The sequence below is a fragment of the Novosphingobium sp. TK46 genome (assembly GCF_055361525.1).
The window spans coordinates 602312-617314 of the sequence record NZ_CM143963.1 but is presented as its reverse complement, the minus strand read 5'-3'; the positions used below and the strand labels follow the sequence as shown (position 1 = coordinate 617314).

The 15003-nt window shown below is 64.4% G+C and carries 16 protein-coding genes; 4 read left to right on the top strand and 12 right to left on the bottom strand.

Annotated elements, in window-relative coordinates:
• Positions 1–1026, bottom strand: a complete 1026-nt coding sequence (gene cpaB / locus ACXJ1Z_RS02870) for a Flp pilus assembly protein CpaB (protein ID WP_463779400.1) — start codon at positions 1024–1026, stop codon at positions 1–3.
• Positions 1027–1114: 88 nt separating this feature from the next.
• On the bottom strand, positions 1115–1819 hold the full coding sequence (locus ACXJ1Z_RS02865) for an A24 family peptidase (RefSeq protein ID WP_463779399.1): 705 nt from the start codon (positions 1817–1819) through the stop codon (positions 1115–1117).
• An 85-nt stretch (positions 1820–1904) separates the two neighbouring features.
• Between ACXJ1Z_RS02865 and ACXJ1Z_RS02860 the strand changes: the two genes are divergently transcribed.
• Together ACXJ1Z_RS02860 and ACXJ1Z_RS02855 are read left to right on the top strand one after the other, a co-directional pair.
• Positions 1905–2882, top strand: coding sequence for an alpha/beta fold hydrolase (locus tag ACXJ1Z_RS02860; RefSeq protein ID WP_463779398.1), 978 nt, complete (start codon positions 1905–1907; stop codon positions 2880–2882).
• Positions 2879–3970 (top strand): NAD(P)/FAD-dependent oxidoreductase, encoded by a 1092-nt coding sequence (locus ACXJ1Z_RS02855; RefSeq protein WP_463779396.1) that lies wholly within the window; start codon positions 2879–2881, stop codon positions 3968–3970. The genes ACXJ1Z_RS02860 and ACXJ1Z_RS02855 overlap by 4 nt, the downstream gene beginning before the upstream one ends.
• On the opposite strand, the gene ACXJ1Z_RS02850 is transcribed toward ACXJ1Z_RS02855, so the two are convergent.
• The 4 genes from ACXJ1Z_RS02850 to ispH form a co-directional block, all read right to left on the bottom strand.
• Positions 3943–5061: an FUSC family protein gene (locus tag ACXJ1Z_RS02850; RefSeq protein ID WP_463779395.1), complete on the bottom strand. Its 1119-nt coding sequence runs from the start codon at positions 5059–5061 to the stop codon at positions 3943–3945. The genes ACXJ1Z_RS02855 and ACXJ1Z_RS02850 overlap by 28 nt on opposite strands.
• Positions 5062–5137: 76 nt before the next feature.
• Positions 5138–5581, bottom strand: coding sequence for a ribonuclease HI (rnhA, locus tag ACXJ1Z_RS02845; RefSeq protein ID WP_463781148.1), 444 nt, complete (start codon positions 5579–5581; stop codon positions 5138–5140).
• A gap of 16 nt (positions 5582–5597) precedes the next feature.
• On the bottom strand, positions 5598–6578 hold the full coding sequence (gene thrB, locus ACXJ1Z_RS02840) for a homoserine kinase (RefSeq protein WP_463779394.1): 981 nt from the start codon (positions 6576–6578) through the stop codon (positions 5598–5600).
• A gap of 8 nt (positions 6579–6586) precedes the next feature.
• A complete protein-coding gene (ispH, locus tag ACXJ1Z_RS02835) occupies positions 6587–7546 on the bottom strand; it encodes a 4-hydroxy-3-methylbut-2-enyl diphosphate reductase (protein ID WP_463779392.1) in 960 nt (319 codons plus the stop codon).
• A gap of 81 nt (positions 7547–7627) precedes the next feature.
• Here ispH and ACXJ1Z_RS02830 point away from each other — a divergent pair, with 81 nt between their 5' ends.
• Positions 7628–8290, top strand: a complete 663-nt coding sequence (locus ACXJ1Z_RS02830; RefSeq protein ID WP_463779391.1) for a hypothetical protein — start codon at positions 7628–7630, stop codon at positions 8288–8290.
• On the opposite strand, the gene ACXJ1Z_RS02825 is transcribed toward ACXJ1Z_RS02830, so the two are convergent.
• The 6 genes from ACXJ1Z_RS02825 to ACXJ1Z_RS02800 form a co-directional block, all read right to left on the bottom strand.
• Positions 8272–9009, bottom strand: coding sequence for a lysophospholipid acyltransferase family protein (locus ACXJ1Z_RS02825; protein ID WP_463779390.1), 738 nt, complete (start codon positions 9007–9009; stop codon positions 8272–8274). The two genes, ACXJ1Z_RS02830 and ACXJ1Z_RS02825, sit on opposite strands and share 19 nt — an antisense overlap.
• Before the next feature lie 42 nt (positions 9010–9051).
• Positions 9052–9483 carry a Fur family transcriptional regulator gene (locus tag ACXJ1Z_RS02820; protein WP_463779388.1) on the bottom strand — a complete coding sequence of 144 codons (432 nt, stop codon included), beginning with the start codon at positions 9481–9483 and terminating at the stop codon, positions 9052–9054.
• A 93-nt stretch (positions 9484–9576) separates the two neighbouring features.
• Complete coding sequence (locus tag ACXJ1Z_RS02815; RefSeq protein ID WP_463779386.1) at positions 9577–10029, bottom strand: Ros/MucR family transcriptional regulator; 453 nt, start codon at positions 10027–10029, stop codon at positions 9577–9579.
• Positions 10030–10176: 147 nt separating this feature from the next.
• Positions 10177–10662, bottom strand: a complete 486-nt coding sequence (locus ACXJ1Z_RS02810; protein WP_463779385.1) for a GNAT family N-acetyltransferase — start codon at positions 10660–10662, stop codon at positions 10177–10179.
• A complete protein-coding gene (gene tsaB, locus ACXJ1Z_RS02805; RefSeq protein ID WP_463779384.1) occupies positions 10659–11273 on the bottom strand; it encodes a tRNA (adenosine(37)-N6)-threonylcarbamoyltransferase complex dimerization subunit type 1 TsaB in 615 nt (204 codons plus the stop codon). The genes ACXJ1Z_RS02810 and tsaB overlap by 4 nt, the downstream gene beginning before the upstream one ends.
• A gap of 31 nt (positions 11274–11304) precedes the next feature.
• On the bottom strand, positions 11305–11892 hold the full coding sequence (locus tag ACXJ1Z_RS02800) for a NifU family protein (RefSeq protein ID WP_463779382.1): 588 nt from the start codon (positions 11890–11892) through the stop codon (positions 11305–11307).
• A 115-nt stretch (positions 11893–12007) separates the two neighbouring features.
• Here ACXJ1Z_RS02800 and ACXJ1Z_RS02795 point away from each other — a divergent pair, with 115 nt between their 5' ends.
• Complete coding sequence (locus tag ACXJ1Z_RS02795; RefSeq protein WP_463779381.1) at positions 12008–14974, top strand: M16 family metallopeptidase; 2967 nt, start codon at positions 12008–12010, stop codon at positions 14972–14974.
• The last annotated feature ends 29 nt before the right edge of the window (positions 14975–15003 follow it).

Below are 15003 nucleotides of genomic sequence, written 5' to 3'. Positions count from 1 at the left end.
CTACTTGCCCGCCGCTTCGTCAGTGGTGGTCTTGCCGCGCGAGACATGCACGACGGGTCCCGACGGACGCGCCGCAGCCGGGACGCTGGTGCCGCCATTGGCGGGGGCCGCCATCATCTGCCCGGCCGGAGCGGTCGGGGAAGGTGGGATGTAGCGCGATGGCTGAAAACGCGAAACATCCCCGCCGGTCACGAACGTCGAGGTGCCTTCGATCGGGCGGTTCATGGCGGCGCGCATGAGCTGGTCTTCCTGCTCTTTCGAGGCGCCCTCGGGCACCTTCAACTCGCCGCTGGCCAGCACGCGCTCGAAGTCCGCCTGATTGTCTGCCAGCGGCCGCAGGCTGAGGCTCAGCTGGCCGACGGTTTGCGCCACCGAGATCTTCTCGGCGATGCGCGGGGTGACTTCCAGGGTGACCGTGCGAGAGGTCTTCACCACGCTCTTGCCCTCGACGGTCTCGGTCGAGGTTGCCTGATCGGTGGCGAGCACGCGCAAGTTGCGCAGGAAGGTTTCCGCCGCCTTCAATTCCTGCGAGCCATCGGCGCCACTCTTTACGTTCTGCGTGAGCATCAGATCGACCCGGTCGCCCGGAAAGACGAACCCGCCGACGCCCGAAGTGTCGGAAACCGGGATGGTGATTGCCCGCATGCCCGGTCCCAGCGCCGCGGCAAGGAAGCCACGATCGCCGGGGGCGACGAGCGCTCCCTGGGTCAGCGGCTGGCCGGCGGTGACAGGAAAACGGACGACCGTGCCCAGCAGTTTGGACATGTCCGCCTCACCGTTCAGGAAATAGGCGTCCTTGACGAGTTCCGCGGGCCAATCCTGAAAGGACACCGCATCGGCGGTGAGGATCGTGCCGGTCGGCAAGGCGCGTTGCGCGACCAGGACCTTGGGGCCCATCGGCGTCACCGGTACCGCCTGAGCCATGGGCGCGGCAGAACCTCCCGAGAATACCGATCTCGCTGCAAAGGCTGTCGTCACCGCGATGAGCAGTGCGGCGGCCAACAGCAGCAGCTTCTTCTTATCCATGGTATCCCGGCACCCTCGTAATCCCCGAATTGCAGTGAACAATCTGGCGTAAATTGGTAAAGATCGCGTTCACTGTGGCTCTTATCTTTCAAGCGAGGGCCAGCAGCGCGTCGGGGGCGGTATTTCGAAACAGGACCCACAACCCGGCGGCAGCGATGGCCACGCCATACGGAATGGCGATTTCGCCGCGCTGGCGGCGGAAGATATGGCGCATGCCCATCAGGAACAGGGCGACAAGCCCCAGGCAAAGCGCGATCAGCAGCCAGCCTTGCGGCAGGTGCGCATTGACCGTCCTGGCCGCGTCGATGTCGATGAACGCGCGCCCGGTCGCGGTCGAATAGGCGATGGCGCTCGCTCCCATGACCCACATCGCCGCGACGCAAGTGGACAAGGCGTTGCTCACCGCCTCGCCAGGTAGCCGGCGCATGTTGAAAACCGCCATCGCGATCGAGGCGCCGCCGCCGACCACGCCCATGATGACGATCACCTGGACGAAGCTGCCAGGTACGAACCACAGCGCGAGCGCGGTAAGCAGCTTGACGTCGCCACCGCCCATCTGGCGCATCGCGAACAGCGCGCAGGCGACCGCGAAAGTCAGCAGGGCCAGGCCGATCTGGAACAGCACCGTCAGCCAATCGAGGCCTGCCGCAAGCCAGTAGAGCGGAGCGGCAATTGCGATGGCGGCATTGAGCCAGTTGTCGATTTCACGACGGCGCAGATCGGTTATCGCGGCGTAGAGCAGCGCGGTTGCCAAGGCGGCAAGCAATGCGTACGAAATCAGCCCGCCCAGCATACGAAAACGTCCCCTTTTCGGGCCCTTCATTAGCGATCATGACTTACCGAAAAGTAACCACGCGAAGCAGCACCGTGAGGGACGCGTGACCTCCGCAGCGACTCCGTCGCCATTCGACGGCCGCGCGATCCCTGAGGCCGCGCGTGAAACGCCGTGGAGCGCCGGCGATGGTCACCCGATCCGGCGGATCGACTGGGCTCATCCTGCGGGTTCCGTGGTGCGGGGATCGATCCTGTTCGCGCCCGGCCGGGGCGATTGCTATGAAAAGCATCTGCAGGTGCTCAACCACTGGTATGATGAGGGGTGGAACGTCTCCTCGTTGGACTGGCGGGGTCAGGGCATGTCCGGAAGGTTCGGCGCGGACGCGACCACCGGACACATAGACAGCTTCGATGGCTGGCTTGCCGATCTTGCCGCATTCTGGAAAGACTGGCGCAGTGTTACGCCCGGGCCACATGTCTGCATCGGGCACTCGATGGGCGGGCACATCGTGCTGCGTGCGGTTGCCGAGAAGCTGATAGCACCAGACGCCGTGGTGCTGGTGGCGCCGATGCTGGGGCTCAATCCCGGATGGATCCCCGCCCGTGCGCTTCATCCGCTCAGCCGGCTCATCACCGCGCTGGGAGATCGCCGACGACCGGCATGGAAGGTCAGCGAGCTGCCGCTCTCGCTTGCAGCGACGCGGATGCTGTTGCTGACGCATGAAGAGGTACACTACGCCGACGAGGCATGGTGGTACGAACATCGGCCCGACCTCGTGACAGGTCCGCCAAGTTGGGGATGGATCGCGGCCGCCATCGATTCCATCCGCAAGCTCGACCGCCGGGGGGTGCTGGAAAATGTCACCATCCCCGTCCAGATCCTCGGTACCAGCGCCGACAAGCTGGTGGCCTGGCGTGCCATTCGGCGCGCAGCCGCGCGCTTGCCGCAAGCGGAACTCGTGGCGTTTGGTGCCGAGTCGCGTCACGAAATCCTGCGGGAGAGCGCGCCGGTGCGCGAGAGGGCATTGCAGGCCATTGCCGACTTCATGGACCGCCGAGCGCCGGGTCGGCCCCAGACGTGAGCGATGCTCGCTTCGATGTCGTGGTCATCGGGGCCGGAATGGCCGGTGCTTCGCTGGCCGCCGAACTGGCAAGCCGGGCGCGCGTTCTTGTTCTGGAAGCAGAAGAGCGGCCCGGCTATCACACCACCGGTCGATCGGCGGCGTTCTGGACGGAAAGCTACGGTGGGCCCGGCGTGCAGCCGCTGACCAGTGCGTCGGGACCGCTGCTCCACGATCTCGGCGTGCTGACGCGGCGTACCGCGCTCACCATCGGCAGGTCCGAGCAGGCGAAGCGGGTGGAAGCCTTCGCGCGCACATACGGCGATCTCGGGATCGAGGTCGAACTGCTGGATCGCGATCGACTTCGGTCCCGCGTACCGGGGCTTCGGCCGGAGTGGACGTCGGGCGTTCTGGAACCAAGCTGCAGCGATATCGATGTCGCGCGGTTACACGCGTATTACCTAGGCCGGCTGCAGGAGCAGGGCGCTCAGCTTTGGTGCCGCGCTAGCGTCGCCTCCGCGACGCGAGATGCGTCTGGTTGGCGGTTGGGCCTTAAGGATGGTCGAACGGTCTGGTGCGAGATCCTTGCCGACGCAGCGGGCGCATGGGCGACGCGCATCGCCCATCTTGCGGGTGCCGCACCGATCGACATCGCGCCCTTGCGCCGTACCATCGCACAAGTGCGGGTCGCCCCGCAGGCGCCCGCTGATCTGCCGCTGGTTCTCGACATCGCCGAACAGTTCTACTTCAAGCCCGACGCTGGTCGGCTCTGGCTGAGTCCTCATGATGAGACGCCAAGCGACCCTTGCGATGCGGCGGCCGAGGAGATCGACGTGGCGGTAGCGGTCGCCCGGCTGGAAACGGTCGTGGACTGGACGGTCGAACATGTGGAGCATCGCTGGGCAGGCTTGCGCAGTTTCGCCCCCGATCGCCTTCCGGTGTTCGGCTTCGATACGATGGCGCCGGGTTTTTTCTGGTTCGCCGGTCAGGGCGGCTTCGGCATCCAGACCGCGCCTGCCGCGGCACGCATCGGTGCCGGCCTGATCCTTGGCGAGGCATGGGGCGCGGTCGACCCTGCGCCTTACTCGCCTTCGCGATTTGCTCGGTAGCGATCCACCAGACCGGCTTTGTGCGGTGCGATCGCATGCCAGGCAAGCAGGACAGGTTCGAGCAGGGCCATGCCGATCAGGATGCTCAGCAACCTGTTCACGCCCGGATCCATGCTGGTCTGGCTATAGCTGTCGGGCACCAGCACCACCAGGATCGCCAGCGTAAACTGCAGCCCGATGTAAGGCGCCCGCGCCACGCCCGTTTCGAGATGACGGCCGATGAGGATGCCCAGGCATGTTCCGGCCACGAGTACCGAGACGGAGCCATGGGCCAGCAGCAGAACCGCCACCGCCATGCCTCCACCGGCAAGACAGCCAAGCGCACGATGAACCAGCCTGCGGGTGACCGGCACCAGACCGCTTGCGCCAAGGCCGGTCACCGGGACGATCATCACCGCCATGATCGTGACGCTGGCCTGAGCGAGCTCGGGTATGCCGGTGAACTGGCGCAGGAGCGGCAGCAGGGCCAGCGCGATGCCCGCTTGCGCGGCATGACGGGCGGCGGCCGGGTGCCATCGCATGCGGGGCTGGGTGGGCAGGGGGGCGGATGCGATCCGGGCCCGCGTCAGCCATGCGGCAGCAAGGCTCACCATTACGCAGGCGACGGTACCGGCGGCGACTTCCAGCAGCCGCGTATGCGCAAAGGCGATGGTGTCGAGCGCGGGGTGTTCGAGCTTGTCCATCAGGATCATCTCGAAGGTGAGGCCGAACAACAGCCAGGCATAGGCACGCCGGGCGGTGAGCATGCCGTACAGGCCGATCGCACCCACCAGCGCCGCCGCGGTCATCGCGATCGGCAGCGAGGCGGCGGATGGCGGTGCCAGCAACAGCGCCAGCCCGGCGCCCGATGCAGTGCCGACGATGCGCAACAGACCCCGCAGCATCGTCTCTGACGGCGATCCCCGCATCAGCACGAAGGCGGTGAACGCTGCCCAGCTCACCATTCGCGCGCCGATCCAGTGCGCGAAGACGATCGCCAGCATCACCGAAGCGATGCAGGCGAGTTCGTCGACGAGCCGGGGGCCGGGAGTCACCAGCGCGCGGGCTTCATCCGCTATCTTGCGTCGTGCGCGGGAGGGATCGAGGGCCATTATCGAAGATTGGAATGCTGGTTGCCGTTGGCAGGGCGGCTCGTCCCGCCGGGGAGGTCGAGCAAAGCCAGAATTTTCAGCGGCGCCGCATCACCGACAAGGCGGCATCGCTTGCCAGCTTGTCGGCGCGCTCGTTCTCGGCATGGCCGTCGTGGCCGCGTACCCATTTCCACGACACCTTGTGGCGATTACACGCCTCGATCAGCTCATGCCACAAGTCGGCGTTGCGCACCGGCTGCTTGCTGGCGTTGATCCAGCCCTTCTTTTGCCAGCCCTGGATCCATTTCGTCATGCCATCGATCACATAGCGGCTATCGGTGCACACGGTGGCTTCGCACGGTTCGGTCAGCGCATTGAGCGCTCGCACGACGGCGGTCATCTCCATGCGGTTGTTGGTTGTTTGGGGGTCGGAGCCGGACATTTCCTTTTCGTGCACGCCCATGCGCAGTATGGCGCCCCAGCCGCCAGGCCCGGGGTTGCCCTTGCAGGCACCATCTGTGAAAATCTCGATCGTCTTCAAGTTCGCCCCGGCCGTTTCAGGCATTCCCGAAGACGCCCGCATTGCAGGGCTCGGCGTAGAAGGCAAGTCTGCGGGCGAAGGCCATCGGGTCTTTGGGAGTCACCAGCGCGTCTGCGGGCGTGTTCGTCCAGTCATAGGCCCGTGTCGCGAGGAACCGCATCGACGCCGCGCGCGCCAGCAGCGGCAAGGCAGCGCGTTCTTCGTTCAGAAGGGGGTGGACCGACTCGTAGCCCTCGATCAGAGCCGAAGAGAGTTCGGGCAGGAACTGGGTGCCATCGCTGGTGAAGCACCACGCCGCGTGGGTCACGGCCACATCGAACGCGGTGATGTCGACGCAAGCGAAATAGAAGTCGATCAGCCCGGTGACGCGATCGCCCAGCATCAGGACATTGTCCGGGAACAGATCGGCATGGATGACCGATCGCGGCAGGTGATCGGGCCATTGCGCGGCGATGATGGGCAGTTCGCGATCCACCATCGCGCGCAGTTCGGGGTCGATCGCCGCCAGGCCGGCCGGGCCGCAATCGTCCAGCAGCCGGGTCCACGCCCGATGGCCCATACTGTTGTCACGATGCCCGCCAAAATCGCGACCGGCCAGATGCACTTGCGCCAACGCGGCTCCCACCGCGCGGGCCTGTCCGGGTGTCGGCTCGGTGACCGAGACACCGGACAGAAACTCGATCAACGCCAGCGCCTTGCCGTCGTGCAGCCGATAGGACGCGCCGTCCCGGTCGTGGATCGTGCGTGGGACGGGGCAGCCGTGCGCCGAGAGATGGTCGAGCAAGTCGAGGAAGAACGGCAGATCGTCCACCTCGACCCGGCTTTCGTACATCGTCAGGATGAAGCGGCGGGCATGTTCGAAGCATTGCGTCTCGACCAGCCAGTTGCTGTTCGACACGCCTTCCGCAATGCCCTTGGCAGAGATCAACGTGCCCACATCGAAGGCCGCGATGATGCGTGCCATCTCTTCGGCGCCAAGCCGCGTATAGACCGCCATGTCGGTACTCAGTCGGCGAGTTGACGTGGCAGCTTGAAAGTGATGCGCTCGCGCGCGGTCACCACTTCCTCGCTGCTGACCTCCCGCAGTTCACGCAAACGGGCGAGGACTTCGTCGACGAGTGCCTCGGGCGCGGACGCGCCAGCGGTGATGCCCAGCGTGCTCACGCCCTCGAGCCATGCGGGATCGATTTCTGTCGCTCGCTGAATCATGTGGGATGGCGTTCCGCAACGCTCCGACACTTCGACCAGCCGCAGCGAGTTCGAACTGTTGGGCGCGCCGATGACCAGGACCAGCTCGCATTTGGGTGCGATTTCCTTGACTGCGGACTGGCGGTTGGACGTGGCGTAGCAGATGTCCTCCGCCTTGGGCGCCACGACCTCAGGATACCGCGCCGTTATGGCGGCGATGATGGCCGCTGTGTCGTCGACCGAGAGCGTGGTTTGCGTCAGATACGACAGGGCCGTGTCAGCGGGGAAGGGAAGGCGGGCGACGTCATCCACTGTTTCGACCAGAGTCATGGTGCCTTCGGGAACCTGACCCAAGGTTCCGACGACTTCGGGGTGCCCGGCGTGGCCGATGAACAGGATGTGGCGCTGCGCCTCGATCTGCCGCTCGGCCTGACGATGCACCTTGCTGACGAGGGGGCAGGTCGCGTCGAGCCAATCCAGACCGCGCGACGTCGCTTCGGCCGGCACCGCCTTGGGCACACCGTGCGCGCTGAAGATCACGGGCACGCCGTCCGGCACCTCGTCGAGTTCCTCGACGAAGATCGCGCCCTTGGCTTTGAGGCTGTCGACTACGAACTTGTTATGCACGATCTCGTGCCGCACATAGACCGGCGCGCCATAGCGCTGCAGCGCCAGTTCGACGATCTCGATCGCTCGATCGACTCCGGCGCAAAAGCCGCGCGGTGCGGCGATCAGCAGATGGAGCGGCGGACGGGGAGCTTGAAAGGGCGCGTTCATGCATGGGCCTCTAGCGCTTTGCCGCGCGCGTCGCTAGGGCAAGCGCATATCTGCCAGTCATGGCCGACCAAGGATGCTTCGATGATCGCACGTCGCCTGCCCGCTTACGCCCTCGGCGCCGCTTCGATGCTGGCGCTGCTTGGCGGTTGCGCGAAAAAGGGTGAGATCGTCGTCGACGAGGGCGTCGGCATTACTGCGATCCGATCGAAATGCCCGGCTGTCGGCGTGCCCGACTATACCGGCGACATCACCACCTTTCGCGTGCCCGGCGACAAGACGGCCGGCAACATCGACATCGTCGCCTCGATGACCAACGTCCGGGTTCAATGCAATGAGAACGAAGGCGAGAAGGTCTATGCGACCGTCACCTTCGACGTGCTGGCCAAGCGGAGCGACACGGGTGCCGCGCGCCAGGTGTCCTTGCCTTATTTCGTTACGGTTCTGCAGGGTGGCGCCACGGTGGCATCAAAGAGGGTCGGCACGGTGACCATCGATTTCGCCGCCGGCCAGGATCGCGCGCAGGCGAAGGGCACCGGGGCGGCCTATGTCGATCGCGCCGCGGCGACGCTGCCTGAGGATATCCGCGAACGCATCACGCGCAAGCGCAAGCCTGGCGATACCGATGCTGCCGTCGACCCGCTGGCGGATCCCAAGGTTCGCGCCGCAGTCGCACGTTCCACTTTCGAGCTGCTCGTGGGCTTCCAGCTTACCAACGACCAGTTGACTTATAACGCGACGCGCTGACCGATCTGCGCCGCGATCGCCGCATGGGCGGTGGCGGCGATCGCCTTGCGTCCATTGCGCTGATCGCTGGTAAGCGGCGGCAGCAAATGCGTCGTCACCGTGAAACGGCCGGGGCGCGATAGGATCCGCCTGGCATTGGCCAGTCCCGGTTCGGTGCCCGCCCAGGCGAAGACGCCGGCAAGCGCGCCATAGTCGATATAGACCGGGCGGATCGCCACCAGGTCCGAGCTATGCTCCACCGCAGCCAGAAGTGAGGACTTGAAAACCTGCAGTTCAGGGCCGTCGCCCGTCGTCCCTTCCGGAAACAGGGTTAGCACACCGCTCTTGGAAAGGCCGTCGCGTACCTGATCCACCTGTCCGGCGACGCTTGCCCGATCGCTGCGGGCGATAAAGATGGTCTGGTTCAACCGGCACAGAAATCGCATCGCGCGATTGCCGGCGAGCCCGTCGTGCGCGACGAAGGCGCTGCCGGTCGCCTTCGCAAGCGCAGGGATATCAATCCAACTCAGATGATTGGACAGCAGAATGCTGGGGACCGTCACTGGATCGCCCCGTACCACCAGTTCGCCGCCCACGATCCGCAGGATGCCGCTCAAAAAGAAGCGGGGCACGCGGTTGCGGCCGGGAAGCGGCGCAGCTGCGAAGTACAGAACCAGGCAGACAAGCAGGAACACGGCCAGCGCGGAAGAACGCGCGAAGATGCGGATGTTTCCGATCAAGCCGATCGTTTCAGTAGCGGCTTTACGCATCCGCCGATGTGCTCAGCGGTCTCCGCCTTCGCGCTCTACCTTGACGCCGAACAGTTCCATGCGGTGATCGACGAGACGAAAACCCAGGCGTTCCGCAACCTGTCTCTGCAGGGCTTCCAGTTCGGGATCGACGAATTCGATGACATTGCCGGTCTCGACGTCGATCATATGGTCATGATGCGCCTCGGGTGCGGCTTCGTACCGCGAACGACCGTCACCGAAATCGTGACGATCGAGAATGCCGGCCTCTTCGAATAGGCGCACCGTGCGATACACGGTGGCGATCGAGATACCGGGGTCGACCTGGGTCGCCCGTTCGTGCAGCTTTTCTACATCGGGGTGGTCCCTGCTCTCCGATAAAACGCGCGCGATGACGCGGCGTTGTTCGGTGATGCGCAGGCCACGCTGGGCGCAGAGGGCTTCGATATCGATAGGCTGATGCACGTCGTCTCCATGCGCGATGCGGCGGCGCCATCCTATCTAGGTCGGCGCCGCTACAATCACAACCTTGACGTCATCATTGATCGTGCAAAGCCCTCAGGCGACAGCAGGCGCAGCCTTGGGGCGACGGCCACGACGCACGTTGGGCTTACGGCCGAGGCCGATCTTCTTGGCAAGCTCGCGCCGCTTTTCGGCGTAGTTGGGCGCTACCATCGGATAGTCGGACGGCAGATTCCAGCGCTGGCGGTAGTCCTCGGGCGTCATGTTGTAATGCGTCATCAGGTGACGCTTGAGCATCTTGAGCTTCTTGCCGTCTTCAAGGCACACGATGTAGTCGGGCTTTACCGAAGCACGGATCGATACCGCAGGCTCCGGCCTTTCCTCAACCACCGGCTCCACTCCGCCAAGCCCGGCGAGAGCACCGAAAACATTGCTGATGAGGGCGGGCAGGTCTTCTATTGGCACGTTGTTGTTGCTGACGTGCGCCGCAACGATATCCGACGTGAGTGTGATAAGTGTTTCATTCGTGTCGAGTTCGACGTTCTGCATTTCTATTACCTCAAAGCGACCATTTGGGCATTACCCAGGCTTATACGCCCGTTATGGCCGCCATTGAAGCAGTTTCGCGGCTATGACAAGAGTATTCAGTGTATCAAGGTTGTAACCCGCTCGTTGCTTGGCTGTAACTATCGATTATCAAGCGTTTGGAACAATTTCGCGGGCGAAAGTGATTGCATTGATGCGCTCACCGCTTGCCTTGCGATAATAATCTTTTCTCTCGCCGATCACGTGGAATCCGAACCTACGGTATAGCTGTTCGGCCGGATTGCCTTGGCGCATCTCCAGCAACAGCCGCTTGGCGCCGCGCGCCTCGGCGTTGACAATCAGTTGCTTGAGTATCGAGGATCCTACGCCGAAGCGGCGGTACTCTGGCAGTACCGCGAACAACAGCAGCTCTTCTTCCTCGTATCCGGTACGCGACAACGAGAAGCCGGCGATCAGATCACCTTGCGTCAAGGCGCTTCCGCAGGGGGCGACAAGGTGGGCGTGGCAATTCCCAAGTAGAAGGGCGTCCTCTACTTGCCGGCGTGTCCACGCCTCGCCGTATTGTGGATCGAACGCTGCTGCCATCACCGCCATGATCTGGTCGACGTGATCACCCGGATGATCGGCGGACGTCATGCGCCGGCGACTTTCGCGTCTGGTGCACGGCCATAGATCGGGGCCGGATCGGCCAGCAGCGCGCTGCTTGGCAGCAAGGAAAAGGCGCGCGCATCCGGTAATATATCCAGGGCCTGCCCGAACCCCCTTGCGGCAACCAGCGCCTCCGCTTTGTTGCCGGCCACCAATGTATCAGGACAGGCTTGCGCCGCGTTCGAAGGCGTAAGCGATTCTTCGATCCGGACGACCGAGCCATCGGACGCGAAGCGGGCGGTGAACCACTCGCCATGGCCGCCGGCCATCGCCACCGCCACCGGTTGTCCGCCGGTCCTGGCGCGCGCCATGGCTGCTACGAGTGCCAGAGTGGGGTATCCGACGACTTGTACGTTCCAGGCAAAGCCCAATCCGCGCGCAGCGGCTATGCCGACGCGGACTCCGGTAAAGCTGCCCGGTCCTACCGACACCGCGATGCGGTCGGCCTTACCGCCATCAGGCAGCGCGGCGATCATCGGGATCAGGTTTTCGGCATGACCCCGACCAAGCAGCCGCCAGTCGCCGGCGACATTTTCGGAGCCTTCGATCAACGCGACCGAACAGGCATCGGTAGCTGTCTCGATGACCAGCGTGCGCATGCGAGAGGAGGAGGGCTTGTCCAAATGGCGCCTAGGCCGCGCGGACTTCGGTGACCTCTGGCACGTAATGCTTCAGCAAGCCCTCGATCCCATGCTTGAGCGTGGCCGAAGATGACGGGCATCCCGAGCATGCGCCCTGCATGGTAAGATACACGACACCTTCGCGAAAACCGCGATAAATGATGTCGCCACCATCGTTGGCGACCGCCGGACGCACCCGGGTGTCGATCAGGTCACGGATCTGCGCGACGATATCGGCATCCGCCGGATCGTCCGAGGCTCCTTCGAACGTGGCGTCCTCATCCGCGGGAACGGCGAACCCTGCGGCATCGCCCCCGGCGAACAATGGTGCCCCGGACACGAAATGGTCGAGCAGGATCGACACGACCTGCGGCTTGAGGCTGGGCCAGTCGGAACCGGGGGCAGCGGTGACGGAAACGAAATCCTGACCCAGGAACACGCCCGTCACATCGCCAAGATCGAACAGTGCCTCTGCCAGCGGCGATGTCGTGGCGGCCTCCGGAGACGTGAACTCCCGCGTGCCCACTGTCATCACCTGCCGACCGGGCAGGAACTTGAGGGTCGACGGGTTGGGCGTGGTTTCGGTTTCGATGTACATGAACGTCGATGTAGGCAAAGCCACTCGCGGGTCAAGGGCGCGCAGGCGCGCATCTTGAAGCAGGCCCGGTGCCTATTCACTAGCCCTTAAGCCGGACAGCTCCTATACCGTAAGGATGCACACCTCTTCGCGCGCCGTCCGGTCGCTCGCCTGCTTCCTGCTCCTGTCCACCGCAACGCTCCAGCCGGTCATGGCTCAGGAAGCGAAGCCGCAGCCGGTCGCGACATCGGCTACCAAGCCGGTTCAGGGCACTGTCGCGCCCGGTAGCGTCACCAAGGTGCCGTGGCTTTACAAGGGCAGTGACGTCCCGCCTGACCTTGAATGGAACTTCGGAGAACTGTCGAACGGTTTGCGCTACGCCGTGCGAAAAAACGGGGTACCGCCAGGGCAGGTGTCGATCCGGGTTCGCGTCGATGCCGGTTCCTTGTATGAAACCGATGCCGAGCGCGGCTATGCGCATCTGCTGGAGCATCTGGTTTTCAGGCAGTCCAAGTATATCGTCTCGGGAACGGCGATCGCCACGTTCCAGCGGCTTGGCGCCTCGTTCGGCACGGACACCAATGCCGAGACCAGCACAACGCAGACCGTGTTCAAGCTCGACTTGCCCAATGCGACCCCGGTGTCGCTGGACGAGACCTTCAAGCTGTTGTCCGGCATGGTTGCCGCTCCGACCCTGAGCGCCGATAACCTCAAGGCCGACCTGCCGATCGTGCTCGCCGAGATGCGCGAGCGTGGCGGCGCCGCCAAGCGCGTGCAGGACGCGATGCAGGAGGTGTTCTACGAAGGGCAGCCGCTCGCCGAGCGTTCACCGATCGGCACTGTCGGCTCCCTGCAGGCTGCTACCCAGGAGTCGGTGCGTGCCTTCTACAAGCGGTGGTACCGGCCCCAGAACGTGGTCGTCATCGTTTCCGGCGATGCCGAACCGGCCGAGCTGGAATCCTATGTGAAGAAGTGGTTTTCCGACTGGAAGGTCGCGGGCAAGCCTGCGCCGGCGCCCAGCTTCGGCGATCCCGTGCCACCTGCACAGGGTGCGCCGAATGGCGATGCCAAAAGCCCGATCGGCAAGACCGCGGTTCTTGTCGAGCCCGACCTGCCTCCCGCGATCACCTATGCTATCCTGCGGCCCTGGCGCCAGGTCAACGATACCATCGTCTACAACCAGGGCCTGATGACCGACGCCCTGGCGCAGGCGATCATCAATCGTCGTCTGGAGGCCAAGGCGCGTCTGGGCGGCAGTTTCCTGACGGCGCAGGTCAACCAGCAGGACGTGGCGCGGTCGGCCGATGGCACCTATGTTTCGATCACGCCGCTGGGCGATGATTGGAAAGCGTCGTTGCATGATGTCCGCGCGGTGATCGCCGATGCGCTCACGCGGGCGCCGACCCAAGCCGAGATCGATCGCGAACTGGCCGAGCTCGACGTGGCCTTCCAGGTTCCGGTCGAGCAGCGCCGCCTGCTTCCGGGCGCCAAGCTGGCTGACGATCTCGTCAACGCTCTGGATATCCGCGAGACTGTGGCCTCACCCGAAGCGGTGCTGCGCATCTTCCGCGAATCGAAGCCGCTGTTCACCCCCGCTGCGGTGCTCAAGCATACGCAGCAGCTGTTCCAGGGCACGGTAAGTCGCGCCGTATTCATCACCCAGAAGCCCGGCATCGCCACGGATGCAGCGTTGCGGCAGGCCTTGGCCGAGCCGGTAAAGGCCGATCAGCAGGTTCGCATGGCCTCGTCCGGCCCGCCGGTGTCGTTCGACAAGCTGCCGCCGATCGGCGCGCCGGGCAACGTGGCGCAGTCGCAGGCCACCGGATTGCTCGGTATCCAGCAGCTGTCGTTTGCCAATGGGGTGAAGGCGATGCTGTGGCCCGTGCAGGAAGAGCCGGGGCGCGTGACCGTGAAGGTACGCTTCGGCGGCGGCTATCGCGAGATTCAGCCGCAGGACGCGCCTTACGTCTCGCTGGGGCAGATGGCACTGGTCGGTTCCGGTGTCGCCTCGTTGGGTCAGGACGACCTCGATCGCATCTCGACCGGGCGCAAGATGGGCTTCGATTTCAACGTCGATGATGCCGCTTTCGAATTTACGGCGGAGACGCGCCCCGCCGATCTCGCGGACCAGCTGTATCTCTTCGCCGCCAAGCTCGACATGCCGCGCTGGGACAAGGCGCCGTTCGACCGTGCGAAGGCGGCGGCGAAGATCCAATACGACACGTACTCGACCTCGCCCCAGGGCGTACTCAACCGCGACCTGCAGTTCTACCAGCGTGGTCAGGACGCACGTTTCGAGACCCCGACCCCCGCTGAAATCGACAAGACCGACGCAGCAGGGTTCAAGCGGGTCTGGGAAAAGGCTCTAGCGAGCGGTCCGGTCGAAGTGCAGATCTACGGCGACTTCGATCCCGCGACCACCGTCGCTGCGCTTCAGCGCACCTTTGGTGCGTTGAAGCCTCGCGATCCCGCACCCGTGCCGGCAAACACGGCCGATGTGACCGTTCCCAAGCCGTCCGATCAGGCGATCGTGCTCACGCATCATGGTGATCCGGATCAGGCCGCAGCGGTGATTTCGTGGCCGACCGGCGGCGGAGCGGTCGGTCTGCCGGAGTCTCGCCAGCTCGAGATCCTGACGCAGCTGTTCACCAACCGCCTGCTCGATGCCTTGCGTGAAAAGCTTGGCGCCTCGTACGCACCTTCGGTGTTCTCCACCTGGCCGGTCGATTTCAAGGCCGGCGGATCGATCACCGCGCTCGCGCAAGTCGATCCCAAGGCGGTGCCGGTGTTCTTTCAAACCGCTGACCAGATCGCGCAGGACCTTATCACCAACCCGCCGACGACCGACGAACTGGCGCGCGTGATCGAGCCGCTTCGTCAGCAGATCACGCGTGCTGCATCCAGCTCGGCGTTCTTCATGCAGCAGCTCGAAGGCGCGACCACGGACCCGACGCGGATCAACTCGGTGCGCACGGTGCTGACCGACTATACCGAGACGACCCCTGCGGCGATGCAGGCGCTGGCGGCGAAGTACCTGGGCAAGGATGCTTCGTGGCGCCTCGAAGTGGTGCCCGAAAAGGACGCAAAGGTCGCGGCCAAGTAAGGTCGCGATTACAGTCTTCGTCAAAGCCT